The sequence below is a fragment of the Streptomyces sp. NPDC055254 genome, assembly GCF_053606025.1.
On the sequence record NZ_JBSGQV010000071.1, the window covers coordinates 1 to 14,266 of the forward strand.

Annotated in this window: 13 protein-coding genes; 4 read left to right on the top strand and 9 right to left on the bottom strand. The window is 72.4% G+C overall.

The window, feature by feature from the left end; translation table 11 throughout:
• Positions 1-47: 47 nt before the first annotated feature.
• Complete coding sequence (gene trhA / locus ACWFQ8_RS32830; protein WP_453789945.1) at positions 48-665, bottom strand: PAQR family membrane homeostasis protein TrhA; 618 nt, start codon at positions 663-665, stop codon at positions 48-50.
• 340 nt (positions 666-1,005) lie between these two features.
• Here trhA and ACWFQ8_RS32835 point away from each other — a divergent pair, with 340 nt between their 5' ends.
• A complete protein-coding gene (locus ACWFQ8_RS32835) occupies positions 1,006-2,835 on the top strand; it encodes a phosphoenolpyruvate carboxykinase (GTP) (protein ID WP_453789933.1) in 1,830 nt (609 codons plus the stop codon).
• Between the two features lie 75 nt (positions 2,836-2,910).
• Here ACWFQ8_RS32835 and ACWFQ8_RS32840 read toward each other — a convergent pair whose 3' ends face one another.
• Genes ACWFQ8_RS32840 through ACWFQ8_RS32855 form a run of 4 tightly spaced genes read right to left on the bottom strand, consistent with a single transcriptional unit; the run spans position 2,911 to position 7,466 of the window.
• Positions 2,911-3,534: a hypothetical protein gene (locus ACWFQ8_RS32840; RefSeq protein WP_453789934.1), complete on the bottom strand. Its 624-nt coding sequence runs from the start codon at positions 3,532-3,534 to the stop codon at positions 2,911-2,913.
• Positions 3,521-5,155 carry a substrate-binding and vWA domain-containing protein gene (locus ACWFQ8_RS32845; RefSeq protein WP_453789935.1) on the bottom strand — a complete coding sequence of 545 codons (1,635 nt, stop codon included), beginning with the start codon at positions 5,153-5,155 and terminating at the stop codon, positions 3,521-3,523. The genes ACWFQ8_RS32840 and ACWFQ8_RS32845 overlap by 14 nt, the downstream gene beginning before the upstream one ends.
• Complete coding sequence (locus ACWFQ8_RS32850) at positions 5,152-6,378, bottom strand: toxic anion resistance protein (protein WP_453789936.1); 1,227 nt, start codon at positions 6,376-6,378, stop codon at positions 5,152-5,154. The genes ACWFQ8_RS32845 and ACWFQ8_RS32850 overlap by 4 nt, the downstream gene beginning before the upstream one ends.
• A complete protein-coding gene (locus ACWFQ8_RS32855) occupies positions 6,375-7,466 on the bottom strand; it encodes a hypothetical protein (RefSeq protein WP_453789937.1) in 1,092 nt (363 codons plus the stop codon). Before ACWFQ8_RS32855 ends, ACWFQ8_RS32850 begins: the two co-directional genes overlap by 4 nt.
• Before the next feature lie 137 nt (positions 7,467-7,603).
• Between ACWFQ8_RS32855 and ACWFQ8_RS32860 the strand changes: the two genes are divergently transcribed.
• The gene (locus tag ACWFQ8_RS32860; protein WP_453789938.1) at positions 7,604-8,047 is read left to right on the top strand and encodes a hypothetical protein; all 444 of its coding nucleotides are present in this window, start codon (positions 7,604-7,606) and stop codon (positions 8,045-8,047) included.
• A 135-nt stretch (positions 8,048-8,182) separates the two neighbouring features.
• On the opposite strand, the gene ACWFQ8_RS32865 is transcribed toward ACWFQ8_RS32860, so the two are convergent.
• The 3 genes from ACWFQ8_RS32865 to ACWFQ8_RS32875 all read right to left on the bottom strand — a co-directional run bounded on the left by ACWFQ8_RS32865 (position 8,183) and on the right by ACWFQ8_RS32875 (position 10,834).
• Positions 8,183-8,911, bottom strand: a complete 729-nt coding sequence (locus ACWFQ8_RS32865) for an RDD family protein (protein WP_453789939.1) — start codon at positions 8,909-8,911, stop codon at positions 8,183-8,185.
• A gap of 229 nt (positions 8,912-9,140) precedes the next feature.
• Positions 9,141-9,533 carry an SCO4983 family protein gene (locus ACWFQ8_RS32870; RefSeq protein ID WP_453789940.1) on the bottom strand — a complete coding sequence of 131 codons (393 nt, stop codon included), beginning with the start codon at positions 9,531-9,533 and terminating at the stop codon, positions 9,141-9,143.
• Positions 9,534-9,622: 89 nt separating this feature from the next.
• Positions 9,623-10,834 carry a pyridoxal phosphate-dependent aminotransferase gene (locus tag ACWFQ8_RS32875; protein WP_453789941.1) on the bottom strand — a complete coding sequence of 404 codons (1,212 nt, stop codon included), beginning with the start codon at positions 10,832-10,834 and terminating at the stop codon, positions 9,623-9,625.
• 419 nt (positions 10,835-11,253) lie between these two features.
• Here ACWFQ8_RS32875 and ACWFQ8_RS32880 point away from each other — a divergent pair, with 419 nt between their 5' ends.
• Positions 11,254-11,466 carry a hypothetical protein gene (locus tag ACWFQ8_RS32880; RefSeq protein WP_453789942.1) on the top strand — a complete coding sequence of 71 codons (213 nt, stop codon included), beginning with the start codon at positions 11,254-11,256 and terminating at the stop codon, positions 11,464-11,466.
• 300 nt (positions 11,467-11,766) lie between these two features.
• On the opposite strand, the gene ACWFQ8_RS32885 is transcribed toward ACWFQ8_RS32880, so the two are convergent.
• Positions 11,767-13,128 (bottom strand): S28 family serine protease, encoded by a 1,362-nt coding sequence (locus ACWFQ8_RS32885; RefSeq protein ID WP_453789943.1) that lies wholly within the window; start codon positions 13,126-13,128, stop codon positions 11,767-11,769.
• Between the two features lie 396 nt (positions 13,129-13,524).
• Between ACWFQ8_RS32885 and ACWFQ8_RS32890 the strand changes: the two genes are divergently transcribed.
• The gene (locus ACWFQ8_RS32890; protein ID WP_453789944.1) at positions 13,525-14,085 is read left to right on the top strand and encodes an N-acetyltransferase family protein; all 561 of its coding nucleotides are present in this window, start codon (positions 13,525-13,527) and stop codon (positions 14,083-14,085) included.
• Positions 14,086-14,266 lie beyond the last annotated feature (181 nt).

Consider the following 14,266-nt stretch of genomic DNA (forward strand, 5'->3'; position numbering starts at 1 on the left):
GCCCCGGACCTCGACACGAGGTCCGGGGCGGTCGGCGTCCGGTGGTGTCAGTGCTGGTACGCGGCCAGGGAGATGCCGACGTAGTGGGCGACGAACGCCGCCAGCGTCAGCGAGTGGAAGACCTCGTGGAAGCCGAAGTAGCGCGGCGAGGGGTTGGGGCGCTTCATGCCGTAGATGACGCCGCCCACGCTGTACAGCAGGCCGCCGACGATCACCAGGACCAGGACGGCGATGCCGCCGGTCCGCATGAAGTCGGGCAGGAAGAAGACGGCCGCCCAGCCCATGGCGATGTAGCAGGGGGTGTAGAGCCAGCGCGGGGCGCCGACCCAGAAGACGCGGAAGGCGATGCCGGCGGCCGCCGCGATCCACACCGCCCACAGCAGGGTCCGCCCGGTGGAGGGGGGCAGCAGCAGGACGGTCAGCGGGGTGTAGGTGCCCGCGATGATCAGGAAGATGTTGGCGTGGTCGAGTCGTCGCAGGATCGCCTCGCCGCGCGGCCCCCAGGTGCCGCGGTGGTAGACCGCGCTGACGCCGAAGAGCAGGCAGGCGGTGAGGACGTAGACCCCGCAGGCCACCCGGGCCCGGGTCGAGTCGGTGGAGGCCATGAGCACCAGGCCCGCGACCACCACGGCGGGGAACATCCCCGTGTGCAGCCAGCCGCGCATGAGCGGCTTGGCTTCCAGGGCGGTCTCGGCTGCTTCCACGGCCCGGACGACCGGTGAGGCCTCGGCGGCCGGTGCGTCGGCCGGTACGGAGGCCGGCGAGGCGGCGGCTTCTGAAGTCATGGTCCACATGCTACCTACGGGTCCGTAGGTTTCCGTTGGTCCTCTTTACGGAAGATTGACGGACGTGGCGATGCTCACGTGAGAGGCCCCCTGGACATATGCGCACATGCACCGGATGATCAGATGAGTGCGGTCGGCACCGGATGAGCGGAGCGCGAAGCATCCGGGTCGCAGCCCCCACGGGGCATACACCAAACGAACCCCTCAACAAGGAGCAATCGTGGCGCGCGACAACGCGGCTCCCACCCGTTCGACCCTCCCCACCGGGCATACGGCCCTGATCTCCTGGGTGGACGAGGTCGCAGCCCTCACCCAGCCGGACCGCGTCGTCTGGTGCGACGGCTCCGAGGCCGAGTACGAGCGCCTGTGCGAGGAGCTCGTCGCCAAGGGGACGTTCAAGAAGCTCGACGAGACGAAGCGCCCGAACTCCTACTACGCCGCCTCCGACCCCTCCGACGTCGCGCGCGTCGAGGACCGGACCTTCATCTGCTCCGAGAAGGAGGAGGACGCGGGCCCGACGAACCACTGGAAGGCCCCTTCCGAGATGAAGGAGCTCTTCGCGGGCGAGCAGGGCATCTTCCGCGGCTCCATGAAGGGCCGGACGATGTACGTCGTCCCGTTCTGCATGGGCCCCCTCGGCTCCGAGCTCTCCGCGATCGGCGTCGAGATCACCGACTCGGCCTACGTCGCCGTCGCGATGCGCACCATGACCCGCATGGGCCGGCCCGTCCTCGACGAGCTCGGCACCGACGGGTTCTTCGTCAAGGCCGTCCACACCCTCGGCGCTCCGCTCGCCGAGGGCCAGGCCGACGTGCCGTGGCCCTGCAACACCACCAAGTACATCTCGCACTTCCCCGAGAGCCGCGAGATCTGGTCCTACGGTTCCGGCTACGGCGGCAACGCCCTGCTCGGCAAGAAGTGCTACGCCCTGCGCATCGCGTCCGTCATGGCCCGCGACGAGGGCTGGCTGGCCGAGCACATGCTGATCCTCAAGCTCACCCCGCCGCGGGGCGAGGCGAAGTACGTCGCGGCGGCGTTCCCGAGCGCCTGCGGCAAGACCAACCTGGCCATGCTGGAGCCCACGATCTCCGGCTGGACCGTCGAGACCATCGGTGACGACATCGCCTGGATGCGCTTCGGCGAGGACGGCCGCCTCTACGCGATCAACCCCGAGGCCGGCTTCTTCGGCGTCGCCCCCGGCACCGGCGAGCACACCAACGCCAACGCCATGAAGACGATGTACGCGAACACCGTCTTCACCAACGTCGCGCTCACCGACGACGGCGACGTCTGGTGGGAGGGCATGACGGAGGAGACTCCCGCCCACCTCACCGACTGGAAGGGCAACGACTGGACCCCGCAGAGCGGGACCCCGGCCGCCCACCCGAACGCACGCTTCGCCGTCCCGGCCTCCCAGTGCCCGACGATCGCGCCCGAGTGGGAGGACCCCAAGGGCGTCCCGATCTCCGCGATCCTCTTCGGCGGCCGCCGCGCCTCCGCCGTACCGCTGGTCACCGAGTCCTTCGACTGGAACCACGGCGTCTTCATCGGCTCGAACATCGCCTCCGAGAAGACCGCCGCCGCCGAGGGCAAGGTCGGCGAGCTGCGCCGCGACCCCTTCGCCATGCTGCCGTTCTGCGGCTACAACATGGGCGACTACATGGGTCACTGGGTCAAGGTCGGCGCCGACAAGGACCAGTCCAAGCTTCCGAAGATCTACTACGTGAACTGGTTCCGCAAGAACGAGGCGGGCGCGTTCGTGTGGCCCGGCTTCGGCGAGAACAGCCGCGTCCTCAAGTGGATCGTCGAGCGCCTCGACGGCACCGCCGAGGGCGTCGAGACCCCCATCGGCATCCTGCCGACCGTCGAGTCCCTGGACACCGACGGCCTGGACCTGCCGACCGCCGACCTGGAGTTCCTGCTCACGGTCGACAAGGAGGTCTGGCGCGAGGAGGCCGCCCTGGTGCCCGGCCACCTCAACACCTACGGCGACCACACTCCCAAGGAGCTGTGGGACCAGTACCACGCGCTCGTCGAGCGCCTGGGCTGACCGCCCGCCCCGCACCGGGGCCATGAACGTGGGAGCCCCCGACCAAGCGGTTCCCACCGCGGCACATGACCGTCCTCAGGAGCGTCCGCGCTCCTCCAGGTAGGTCGTGTGCGTCCGTTGCCGGCGGGCCTCTGCTTCGCGGAGGTCCGCCGTCAGCCTTTCCGCCTCCTCGTACAGCACCGCCAGCTGCCGCTCCAGGTGCTGCTCGGGCGACTCGCCGCCCGGATTGAGCCGGGTCCACCACCGCGTCCGGAGGTACGCGTCCACGCACTCCGGCACGTCCAGCCGGATCGCCCGGTCCAGCGCGTGCACCGCCTCCGGCTCGACGGCCAGCACCTCGGCCACCCACCCCGGATCCAGCAGCGCCCCGTACAGCTCCAGCAGTCCGGTCAGCCTCCCGCCGGCCGCCGGCGCCGGCTCCACCTCGGCCAGGTACTCCCGCAGCCGTCCGAAGTTCTCCCGTACGAGGCCGAGCTGCTCCTGCGGGTCCGGCAGCTCCGGGACGGGCGGCCGCTCCGGCGGGGCGATCAGCGCACCCGCCCCGTACAGGGCCGCGACCACCGCCGGCCAGTAGGCGCCGCCCGCGCCCGCGAGGGCCAGGCCCACCCCGGCCACGCCGCAGACCGAGCCCGCCAGGTTCTTGCGCGACTCCACGTAGCCGAGCAGCCCACCGGCCCCGGCACGCCTACTGGTAGCCACGGATCTCCTCGAACGCGCCGTCCAGCGAGCCGTTTCCGTCGGTGGCGTCGAACAGCCGGCCGCCGGTCAGCTCCGTGATGTGGGCCAGCTCCTTGCGGTCCGAGTCCCCGAACAGCACCGCGAAGACGGGAGTGTGCTTCTGCCCCTCGGGCAGCGAGGCGTAGAAGGAGTCGAAGTCCTTCACCTTGTCCCCGCTCCGCCCGTCCGTCATCAGCACGATCGACGTGAACGCGTCCGCGTCCTCCTTCCCCAGGTGCTGGTACGCCGCCTTGAGGCTGCCGTACACGGCCGTGCCCCCCGCCGGCTCCAGCGCCTCCACATCACCCCGGATCGCGTCCAGGGCGGGGCCGGGACGGCCGGGCTCGACCACGTGCGTCAGTACCTTCTTCACCTGGTCGCCGAAGGGCAGCAGCGTCACCTCCTCGCGGTCCCGGAAGCGCTGCCCGGTCCCCGAAGTACCGCTTCCCGTCAGGTCGATGAGCGCCGACTTCAGCCGCCCGATGCGGTCCCCCTCCGCCATCGAGCCCGAGGTGTCCAGCACGTACACCGTCCGCGACGGCCGGCGCAGCTCGTTCTCGTACGAGGCCAGCAGCCCGTCGGCGACCGACCGCGAGCCGGGGAAGGGCAGTTCCCGCCGCTTGTCGGCGGCCAGCCCGGCGGCCGGCGCCACCCCGGCCGCCACCGGACGGCGCAGCGTCTGCTCGGTGATCGCCTTCTGCGCCTCCGCCCCGCGCAGGTACTCCGTCAGGACCCGGCCCGCCTCGCGCGCCGGGGCGGGCGCCGAGGTCAGCAGCGTCAGCGGGTAGGAGGCGGTGACCACGCCGTCCCGGGGGCGGATCACCGTCAGCGGCTCCCCGCCGTCCTTCGCCTTCAACGCGTCCCGGTTCATGGACAGCAGCACCGACTCGTAGTTCACCAGCGCGTCCACGTCCCCGCGCTTGGCGTAGGCGCCGACCAGCCAGCCGGAGGAACCCGAGGTCAGCTTCTGCCCGGCGAAGAACTGCTTGAGCCGCGGCCCCGCCGCCCGCACGTCCGCGTCGGTCAGCGCCGCCTGCGCCCCCGACAGTCCGGAGGCCACCGCGACCAGGGCGGAGAAACCGGAGTTGGAGCGCACCGGGTCCGTCATCCCGTACGACAGCCTCCCCGCGGCGACCGCCTCGTGCACCGCCGCCCACGTCACCTCCTCGGGCTTCCACCCCAGCCGGGCCAGCGCCTGCGGCCGGACCCCGAGGGCGACGGGCGAGGACATCACGGGGGTCTCGTTGGCGAGCTTCCCCGCCGCCTCCGGGCGCAACCGCAGGTAGTCGTTGGAAGAGAGCCAGACGGCGTCGTACTTCCCCTCGGCCTTCCCCGACGCGACCTGCTCTGCGGCGTCCAGGGTGCCGGTCCAGCTCAGCTCGACGGCGACCCCGGTGGCGGCCCGGGCGGCCTTCAACACGGGTTCCATGTCGGTGAGCTCGCTGGAGGCCAGGACCCGCAGGGTCCCCTCCTTGCGCACCGTCGGCTCCGGCGGCCCCGTCCCGTCGGCCTCGGTGGAGGTGCAGCCGGCCGCCGCCGCGAGCACGGCGAGGGCGAGCCCGACCAGGACCGTGCGCGCCGCGCGGCGCGTGCCGCGGCTCACCGGGCACCGCCTTCCGGAGCGCTCGTGGTACGGGTGCGCGCGAGGTGAGCGGACGCCGTCCGCAGCTCCCCGGCCAGCGACTCCACGGTGGCGGCCATGTTCTGCGTCGCCTCGGCCTTGAAGGTGTCGATCGCGTCGAGGGTCCGGTAGATCTGCGCGAAGGCCTCCCGCAGCGTCTGGGCGCCCACCGCCGGATCGGCGGCGATCCGCTGGATCTCGCCGCTCTGCGAGGCGAGCATCTCCGCGTTGCCCCGGATCAGGTCCTCGGTGGTGCCGCGCAGGGTGTCGACCTGCTGGATCACCTTGCGCTGGTGCTCCAGGGCCGATGCGAGCATCACGGCGATCCGCAGCGCGGACACGGTGGTCGTCGCCGCCCGGTCGACGCCCCTGATCAGCTCGTCGTTGTTGCGCCGCACCACGTCCGTCGCCAGGTAGCCCTGGGCGCAGACGGCCAGCTGGGTCAGCAGGTCCTGGTGCTTCTGCCGGACCGGGAAGAGCACGTCCGCCCGCATCGCGTCGGCCTGCCCGGGGTCCGTGCGGACGGCCTCGGCGATCCGCTGCTCGACGGCCGCGTCCAGGGCCTCGGTCAGCACCGCGTACTCCTGGAGCTTGCCCATCGTCTCCCACAGGCGGGTCCGCTCGGTGTGCAGGGCCGCGTTGTCGCGCCGCAGTTCGTCCTGACCGCTGCGCAAGGCCCCGACGATCCGGTTCAGGACCGCTTGCGAGGACGCGTACGCGGCCACGTGGTCGCGGAACCGGTTGCCGCCGGGCAGCTTCGCGAGCAGCTTGCGAACCCCCTTGGCCGGGGTGTCGCGCGGATCGAGGTCCTCGACGGTCCTGCGCAGTTCGACGAGCGAGCCGGCCACCCGGGACGGGGCGTCGCCGCCCCCGGCGGAGCCGAGGGAGCGCACGGCGCGCTCCAGCATCCGGTTCGACTGCTGGGCGGCGCCGCGGATGTCCGCGGCGCCGAGCGCGGCCAGCTCGCCGATCCGGGCCGCGAACTCGGGGGAGCGGGCGTCGATCCCGGCCAGCGAGCCCACGTACTCCCCGGCCCGGCGGGCCATCTCCTCGTGCACGCCGTCCGGGAGCGGGACCAGGCCGGCGGCCTGCTCGCGGCGGACGGGAGCGACGGGTTCGGGAGCGGTCAGCACCAGCGGGTGGTCGCTTCCGTCGGCGGTCGGTGTGGGTGTCGGTGCGTCTGCGGGTGCGGGTGTCGGCGTCACGGTGCGTCCCCTTGGCCCTTGGCGCGCTGCGCGAGCGCCATCAGGATCTTGACGGTGGGTGTGCCGACCTGGCGGATGCCGGTCAGCGAGGGGTTGAGGAACCCGGTGTGCGGGGCGGTCGCGGCACCGAACTCGGCCACGCCGTCCTGCGGGCGGAATCCGCGCTGCACGGCCAGGTCGCGCAGCGCGGGGTCGGTGGCGAGCAGGGTGCCGAGCTCGCGGGCCGCGTCGGTCAGCGGGACGAAGGTGTGCGCCGTGTTGACGGTGGTGTCCGGGTAGAGCACGACCATGTCGCCCGGTTCCTGCCGCTGGAGCAGCAGGGAGGCCACCTGGGACTCGTAGACCAGGATCAGCGGCTCGCCGCTGCCGCTGAGGAAGGCCCGGAACGGGTCGTCGGTGCTGGGTTCCAGGGCGCCCTGGACGGAGATCAGCTTGCGCATCAGGGGCGCGGTGCGGGCGATCGCGGCGTCGTCGGCGACGACGTTGCCACCGTTGGCGACGTTGGAGGTGGCCGCGAGGAAGAGGGCGCCGGAATTGGAGGTGGCCGGGTCGGTGGTCTTGATGAACACGGTGCCGGTCAGCTCGGCGAAGGCGCCGGAGCCGGGCAGCTGCTGCCAGGTGCGGTCCTCGCCCGCCGCCTTGAGGAACGGGCCCATCAGGAGGGTCCCGGTGTTCTTGCCGTTCAGCTTCACGAGGCCGCTGCCGGCCAGCACCTCGGCGGCGTTCGAACGGGCGATCACGACGAGCGGCGAGAAGAAGGGCTTGGTCTCCTGTGCCCCCTTGAGGCCGGCCGCGGCGGCCACCTCCTTGGCGGGCTCGCTGCTGCTGGGGAAGGCGAAGTCGAAATCTTTCAGGGCGAGTTGGTCCATCGCCCAGGACCCCGAGGTCTCCGTCTTCACGGTGTAGCCCCGGTCGGCCAGGGCTTTGACGACGTCCGGGTCGCGGAAGAAGTCGGACTTCTCCGAACCGATGACGCCACGCACGGTCTTCGTTGCCGTGGGTTCCGGGCCCTGCCCCTGGAGTAGGGCGACGGCGGCGGCGCCGCCGATCAGGAGGAGGCCCAGGATGATTCCTAGGATGCGTCTCACGGGTGCAGCGTGCTCGCGGAAACCCACATTCCGCGAGGACTTGAATGAACGTCAGGTGTCCAGGCGGTCCCACTTCGAAATGCTGTGTGGGCCCGTGGGTGCTGGTGGGCGGGGCGGACGCCCGGGAAGATCGTCGCATGGGCGTGAGCGCGTTGAAGTGGCAGGGCTGGTTGGTCGGCCTGGTGACGCTGGCCGGGCTGCTGGTGTTCGCCCCGCTGGGGCTGTACGTGTGGGCCAGCGGCGGCGGGCCGCGGGAGCCCGAGCCGCGGGCGGCCGTGGAGGACGTGCGGGTCACCGGGTGCCGAATCGATCCGGCGAGCCGGCGCGTGGTGGCCGCCGTGGAGGCGGCGGGGCGCCCGCAGGGGCCCGGCGGCTACGTCGTCACCGTGGAGTTCCGCGCGTCGCAGCGGCCGGACCCGGCGGGGCGGGCGGCGCAGTCCCTGGTGAAGATCCCGGGCGTGGCCCCGGGCGCGACGGAACGGGGCGAGGCGGTCGGCCCGGTCTGGCCGGTGGCGACGGTCCCGTGGTGCGGCGTCGCGGGGGCGGACTTCACGGCGGACGAGGTCACCCCGGGAGGCTGACCCCCGGAGGCCGCCCTCGGGGCGGTCCGGCCGCGCTCTCGCGGAGTGGGCCGGCGCCCGGCTGTCGACGTCACCCGGGAGCCGCCCGCCGAAGCCGTGCCCCCGGGCGGTCCGGCCGCGCTCCCGCGGAGTGGGTCAGCGGTTGTCGGTGACGACGACGGTGGCGCACACCTTGTCGGCGAAGGTCTGCCTCTTCTCGTCCCACAGCGGCCAGAGCCAGCCGAGGTAGCAGGCGAGGCTGTCCAGGGCGTGCGCCAGCTTGCGGACGAGGGCCATGCCGAAGCCGAGCGGGCGGCCGTCGCTCTCGCGCAGCACGCTGATGCCGACGATCTTCTTGCCGACGCTCTGGCCGGTGGAACCCTCCCGGTACAGCTGGAAGATCGCCATGACGAAGCCGTACAGCATGCCGACGACGCCGAGGAGCCTGGGCTCGTCCGGGTTGTCGCTGGTGGCGATGTCGGTGAAGGCCATGGCCAGCATCGGGCCGACGATCACCGCGGAGTCGAGCAGGGACGCCCCGAGCCGCAACCCCCAGTGGGCGAGCCCCGGCATCCCGAGCGGCGGGTACACCCCGTAGGGCGGAGCCGCATACCCCGCGTACGGCGGGGGCGCCTGCTGGGGGTACCCGTACTGCGGGGGCGCCTGCTGGGGGTACCCGTACTGCGGCGGGGATGCCTGCTGGGGGTACCCGTAGGGCGGAGGCGCCTGCTGCGGGTGCTCGTACGGCGGGGGAGCATCGGGGGAACCCTGCTGCGGGTACCCGTACTGCGGCGGGACGCCCTGGGGGGCCTGCTGCGGGTGGACGGGCGGCGGGGCCTGCGGGGGCTGCTGGCCGTAGGGGTGGTGCGGATCGCCGAAGCTCATGGCGAAGGGTCTCCAGAGGGCTGGATCGGGACGAAGCGGCCACGTGGAACCGCCCGCGCGAGCGGGCGCCCCGTACTGCCGCGATCTTGCGGCCCCCATCGTGTGCGGAGCACCGACTCATGTCCAACGCGCAACCCCGCGGGACGGGCGCGGCCGGAACCGCGGCGCTCCCGGCAGGACATGGGTATGGCGCCCGGTCCGGGGCCTCCGCGGCCCCGGACCGGGGCCGTCAGTGGGCGCCGGCCAGGTCCAGGGACTTCAGGGCGGCGGCGTGGGTGTTCATCGACTGGGCGGCGAGGATCGCGACCGTCGTGTCGGCGCGGGACGCGGCGACGAGCAGCGCGCGGGCGGCGAGGTCGTGCGCGCGCTGGTGCAGCGCGGCCCGGTCCCCGACGGGGCCCCGCGGGGCTCGGGTGGGCTGCGCTCCGCGCAGCCGCGCCACCTGGGCGGCGATCTCGCCGGCGCTCTCCGTGAGGCCGAGCTCGTCGGTCACGGCGAGCAGCGCGCCGAGGTGCCCGGCGAGCTGGATGTCCAGCGCTTCGCCGCGGCTGCTGTGCGGGTAGTCGGTCCGGTTGCCGCCCATGCGCTGGACGACCGACTTGGTACGGATCGGCTCGTACATGAGGAGGCCTCCTGCGTGGTCAGGAGACCATCCTACATTGGATTCGTTCTAAAGTTGAGCTGAATCCTGCGAGCTGCGGGTGAGCCCGCTCAGGGCTGGCCGTAGCCGTCGAGGAAGTTCCCGATCCGGGTCACGGCGTCGGTCAGGTCCTTGGAGTTCGGCAGCGTCACGATGCGGAAGTGGTCCGGCTCGGGCCAGTTGAAGCCCGTACCGTGCACCACCATGATCTTCTCGGCCCGCAGCAGGTCGAGGACCATCTGCCGGTCGTCCTTGATCTTGTACACGGAGGGGTCGAGCTTCGGGAAGAGGTACAGCGCCCCCTTGGGCTTCACGCAGGAGATGCCGGGGATGCGGGTGAGGGCCTCGTACGCCGCGTCGCGCTGCTCCAGCAGCCGTCCGCCGGGCAGCACCAGGTCCACGATGGACTGCCGGCCGCCCAGGGCGGTGGCGACCGCGTGCTGGGAGGGCATGTTGGCGCACAGCCGCATGTTCGCCAGGATCGTCAGGCCCTCGATGTACGAGGACGCGTTCTTCTTCGGGCCGCAGACCGCCATCCAGCCGGCCCGGTAGCCGGCGACGCGGTAGTTCTTGGAGAGCCCGTTGAACGTGAGGGTGAGCAGGTCCGGAGCGATGGCGGCGGTGTTCGTGTGCGTGGCCCCGTCGTACAGGATCCGGTCGTAGATCTCGTCCGAGCAGACGATCAGGTTGTGGCGGCGGGCGATGTCCGTGAGCCCGCGCAGCATCTCGTCGTCGTAGACGGCGCCGGTGGGGTTGTTCGGGTTGATGATCACGATCGCGCGGGTGCGGTCGGTGACCTTGCGCTCGATGTCGGCGAGGTCCGGCATCCAGTCGGCCTGCTCGTCGCACCGGTAGTGCACGGCCGTGCCGCCCGCGAGCGAGACCGAGGCGGTCCACAGCGGGTAGTCCGGCGCCGGGACCAGCACCTCGTCGCCGTCGTCCAGCAGCGCCTGCATCGACATCTGGATCAGCTCGGAGACGCCGTTGCCGAGGTAGATGTCCTCGACGTCCAGGTCGATGCCCTTGGTCTGGTAGTGCTGCATGACCGCGCGGCGGGCGGAGAGCAGCCCCTTCGCGTCCCCGTAGCCGTGGGCGTTGCCCAGGTTGCGGAGCATGTCCTCAAGGATCTCCGGCGGGCACTCGAAGCCGAAGGCCGCGGGGTTGCCGGTGTTGAGCTTGAGGATGCGATGACCTGCTGCTTCGAGCCGCATCGCCTCTTCGAGCACGGGGCCGCGGATCTCGTAGCAGACATTGGCGAGTTTCGTTGACTGGATCACCTGCATGACGGGAGCTTACGGGGCCCGGCGCGGGCGCGCGGAGTCATTTGCGCGGCGGGAGGGGCGGGCGATATGTCCCGTTACGGGCAATGGGTGGGTGGGGGCACGCTCCACCCTTGGAATGCGGGGCCGGGCGCGCGCTACGGCTGCGGAATGGGAGGAGCCCGAGAGGTTCGGGATCCGCCGGTGTTGCGCTCGTCACCCCGGCGGATCCCGCGGCCGGGGTGGGCCGGGCGGTGGACGCGCCACCGCCGTCCCGTGTCCGGGGCCGACTACCGGGCGCGAGTACGGGGCCTGAGTACGGGGCCTGAGTACGCGCACTCATGCGGCGCGCCCCGGGGGCGTACAGGCTGGGCCGCGGGAACCAGCCGGAAGCAGGGCGCGTACCGAGGGGCGGCGGAGCAGTGGAGTTTGTGGTCGGTGACATGGCGATCACCACGGTCGGAACGGACGGGGACGATCGGGCGATCGAGTTCCTCGTGGCGACCGAAGGGGCCGACGTGGACGGACACTTCGTGATCCACCGGGAGCACGGCCAGGGCTGGGAGACCGCCCGCCTCACGGTCGACCCCCAGTCGGGCGCCGTCCCGGTGGCGGCGGTGGAATGGGCGGTGGAATTCGCCCGCGAGTACCTCTGACCCCCGAGCCGGGGCGGTCCGCGCCGCCGCCGCGCCGGGCCGCCGCCGCGGTGGTGGTGGCCGCGGGGAAGGAGCCGGGCGGCCGGTGACGGGTCCGACGCCGTGGCGTGAGCGACCCGGTGCATCGGACCGCGGCAACCCGGATACGGCACCTCGTTCCGGGCGTCGGCCGCAGAAGGCCATTGGCGACCGCGCACGCGCGTACCCCCTGCAAACGACACACACGACGCCCGTCGGCCTCGCGATCCACCGAGATCGGGCAACCCTCCGGCCGCCGCGGGGGGCTGCCCTTGGCCGGCGTCAGCGCCCCCCGCCGGAGTGGTTCTCCGAGACCGGCCCGCCGGCCCAGCGGTGGAGTGCGGCAGTGGCCTTCGCGGCGTCGTCGGGGCGCAGGCCCGCTATGGAGACGCGGTGGTTGGCGGCGGGTACTTCGAAGAGGTGGGAGTCGCGCGTGCCCTTGCCCAGGCGGAACGGCTCCGCGACCGCGACGTCGTTCTCGCCGTTGACGAACAGGAACGAGCTGCCGTGGTGGCGTATCCAGCGGTCGATGTCCGCCATCGCGCCGGGCTGGAAACGCAAGGGGATGTCACGCGGCACGTAGGTGCGGATCTCCTGGATGCCGGGGTGGCGCAGCAATCCGCCCAGGTGCGGGGCGGCGAACTGGGGGTACCCGAGCTGGGTGCCCAGTTGGTAGAAGTACGGCGTGACGGTGTCGAGGGTCTGGTCGGTGTAGACGGGCAGCTGGGTGACCTTGGCGACCCAGGCGTAGAGGGCGTCGTCCGTGGCCGCGGCGGTGGGTAGGGATGCGCAGCCCTCGGTGGACTGGTACATCCAGAACATCATCGGCAGCCGCAGCACGGCGAGTTCGAACGCGCGGTCCACGCTGCCTATGGTCGCGAAGGTCTTCTTCTCGCCCTCGGCCCACCGGCCGAACCGCTCCGTCATCGCCGCGCGTCGTATCAGCGCCTCACGCTGGGCGGCCTTGATCGCGGTCCGGCACTCCTCGGTCCCGACCTGTTCGAGGCGGGTGTCGTACGCGGTGTCGTCCCGGTCGTCGGTGTTGTTGGGGGCGGAGTAGGCGACCGTGCCGGCCACGTCGTCCGGATAGAACCGGCGGTGGTAGACGGCTGTCATCCCGCCCTTGCTGCCGCCGGTGGAGATCCAGGGACCGCCGTACACCTTCTTGAGCGCGGTGACCAGGCGGTGGTGGTCGCTGGCCGCCTGCCAGACGGTGAGCTTGGTCCAGTCGAGGTCCGCGGGCCGGGACGTCCCGAAGAACCGCTGCTCGGTGGTGATCTGATTGGCGTCCAGTAGCGTCGTCGGCTCGGTCGGGCGCTGCGGAGACGACCCCAACTCGTACCCGCTGGAGTAGAGCACCACGGGACGCAGGGTCGTCTTGTGCACCAGCGTCAGCCGCTGTTCGAAGGAACCGCGCTCGGCGTGCCGGTGGTCGGTGGGCTGTCTGTAGGCCAGGTCCAGGACGACCTGGCCCGGGGCGTCGGCCGGCCGTTCGCCGAGGACACGCATTCCGGGGACGGCCTCGATCCGGGCGCGGATGTCGCCGTCCGGTGGCTGTGCCAGGGCCGGGGCGGACAGCCCGGTGGTCGTCAGGGCGCTCATCAGGAGCAGGGTCAACAGGCGCTTCCTCGTCGTCTTCTTCATGCCTCAAGACAACCGCGCGTCCCGGGGGCGGCGGATCCCCCGCCCGTGGAGTCCGTCTCCCCCGCACGGGGGGAGACAACCGGCGCCCACTCGCGTACGGCTCCCCCAAGGGCGGCGGCCAGCGCTCGCCGCGCCCGCGGACGTCGGGGCGTGAAGGTACTCAGGATCATCGGTGGGGACGCGACGAGTCCGCAGGCCGCGGGGCGCAGGATCGTGGCGCACGTCTGCAACGGCATGGGGGATGGGGCAAGGGCTTCGTCGTCGCCGTCTCACGCTGCCGGCCCGAGCCGGAAGCCGCGTACCGGGCCTGACACCGGGGGCGGAGCGGGAACGGTTTCGGGCCGGCCGGTGGTGGCGTCCCGGGAGGTGGCGGTGGGGGCGTGGCAGCATCGCGTCATGGAGTACCGGTACGCCGTAGAGGCCGATGCGCCCGCCATGGCCGCGCTCTTCGCCGCCAACCACCGGGACGCGCTGACGGAACGGCAGCGGGCCGAAGGCGGCTTCGTGCAGGGTCGGTTCGACGAGGCCGCGCTGCGGGCCATGGCCCGTGCCGGGGACCTCCTCGTCGCGGACGACGACGGTCGGGTGGCCGGTCTGCTGGGGCTGTCCGTCGCGCGGGATCTGGCGGACCCGCCGCCTCCGGTCCGGGCGCTGCTCGACGCCGAGGGCGCGCTGCTGTGGCAGGGCCGCCCGCTGAGCGGGGTGCGGTGGCTGCTGTACGGCCCGGTGGTGGTCGACGCCGCGTACCGGGGGCGCGGCGTGGCCCGGGGCCTGTTCACCCTGGCCGTGCGGGAAGCGGTGGGACGGGCGGAGGCGGTGGTCGCGTTCATCGAGGCCGGGAACGTCCCGTCCCGGCGGGTGCACGTCGACGGCTTCGGCATGACCCCGCTGGGCGAGTACGAGGCGGGCGGCCGCACCTACAGCGCGATCGCGACCCCGGCAGGTCCACGGACCTGATCACCGACTCGCAGGGCCCCACCGCCGGCCCCCGGACCTGACCACCGCCCCGGTCACGTCGCGGCTCGGCGCGGGCCGCCGCCGGTCGACCGCCGAGTGCGGACCGCTCCCTCCTGGCGGTATCGCCCGGCGGCGGCGGGGGCCGGCGGTCGCCGTGCCCGCCGGGGCGCGGGGCATACCC

Excerpts from the sequence above, each read along its gene's own strand:
- trhA (WP_453789945.1), bottom strand. The coding sequence starts at position 665 with ATGCGCGGCTGGCTGCACACGGGGATGTTCCCCGCCGTGGTGGTCGCG.
- ACWFQ8_RS32860 (WP_453789938.1), top strand. The coding sequence starts at position 7,604 with ATGGGCGTGAGCGCGTTGAAGTGGCAGGGCTGGTTGGTCGGCCTGGTG.
- ACWFQ8_RS32865 (WP_453789939.1), bottom strand. The coding sequence starts at position 8,911 with ATGAGCTTCGGCGATCCGCACCACCCCTACGGCCAGCAGCCCCCGCAG.
- ACWFQ8_RS32870 (WP_453789940.1), bottom strand. The coding sequence starts at position 9,533 with ATGTACGAGCCGATCCGTACCAAGTCGGTCGTCCAGCGCATGGGCGGC.
- ACWFQ8_RS32875 (WP_453789941.1), bottom strand. The coding sequence starts at position 10,834 with ATGCAGGTGATCCAGTCAACGAAACTCGCCAATGTCTGCTACGAGATC.
- ACWFQ8_RS32880 (WP_453789942.1), top strand. The coding sequence starts at position 11,254 with ATGGCGATCACCACGGTCGGAACGGACGGGGACGATCGGGCGATCGAG.
- ACWFQ8_RS32885 (WP_453789943.1), bottom strand. The coding sequence starts at position 13,128 with ATGAAGAAGACGACGAGGAAGCGCCTGTTGACCCTGCTCCTGATGAGC.
- ACWFQ8_RS32890 (WP_453789944.1), top strand. The coding sequence starts at position 13,525 with ATGGAGTACCGGTACGCCGTAGAGGCCGATGCGCCCGCCATGGCCGCG.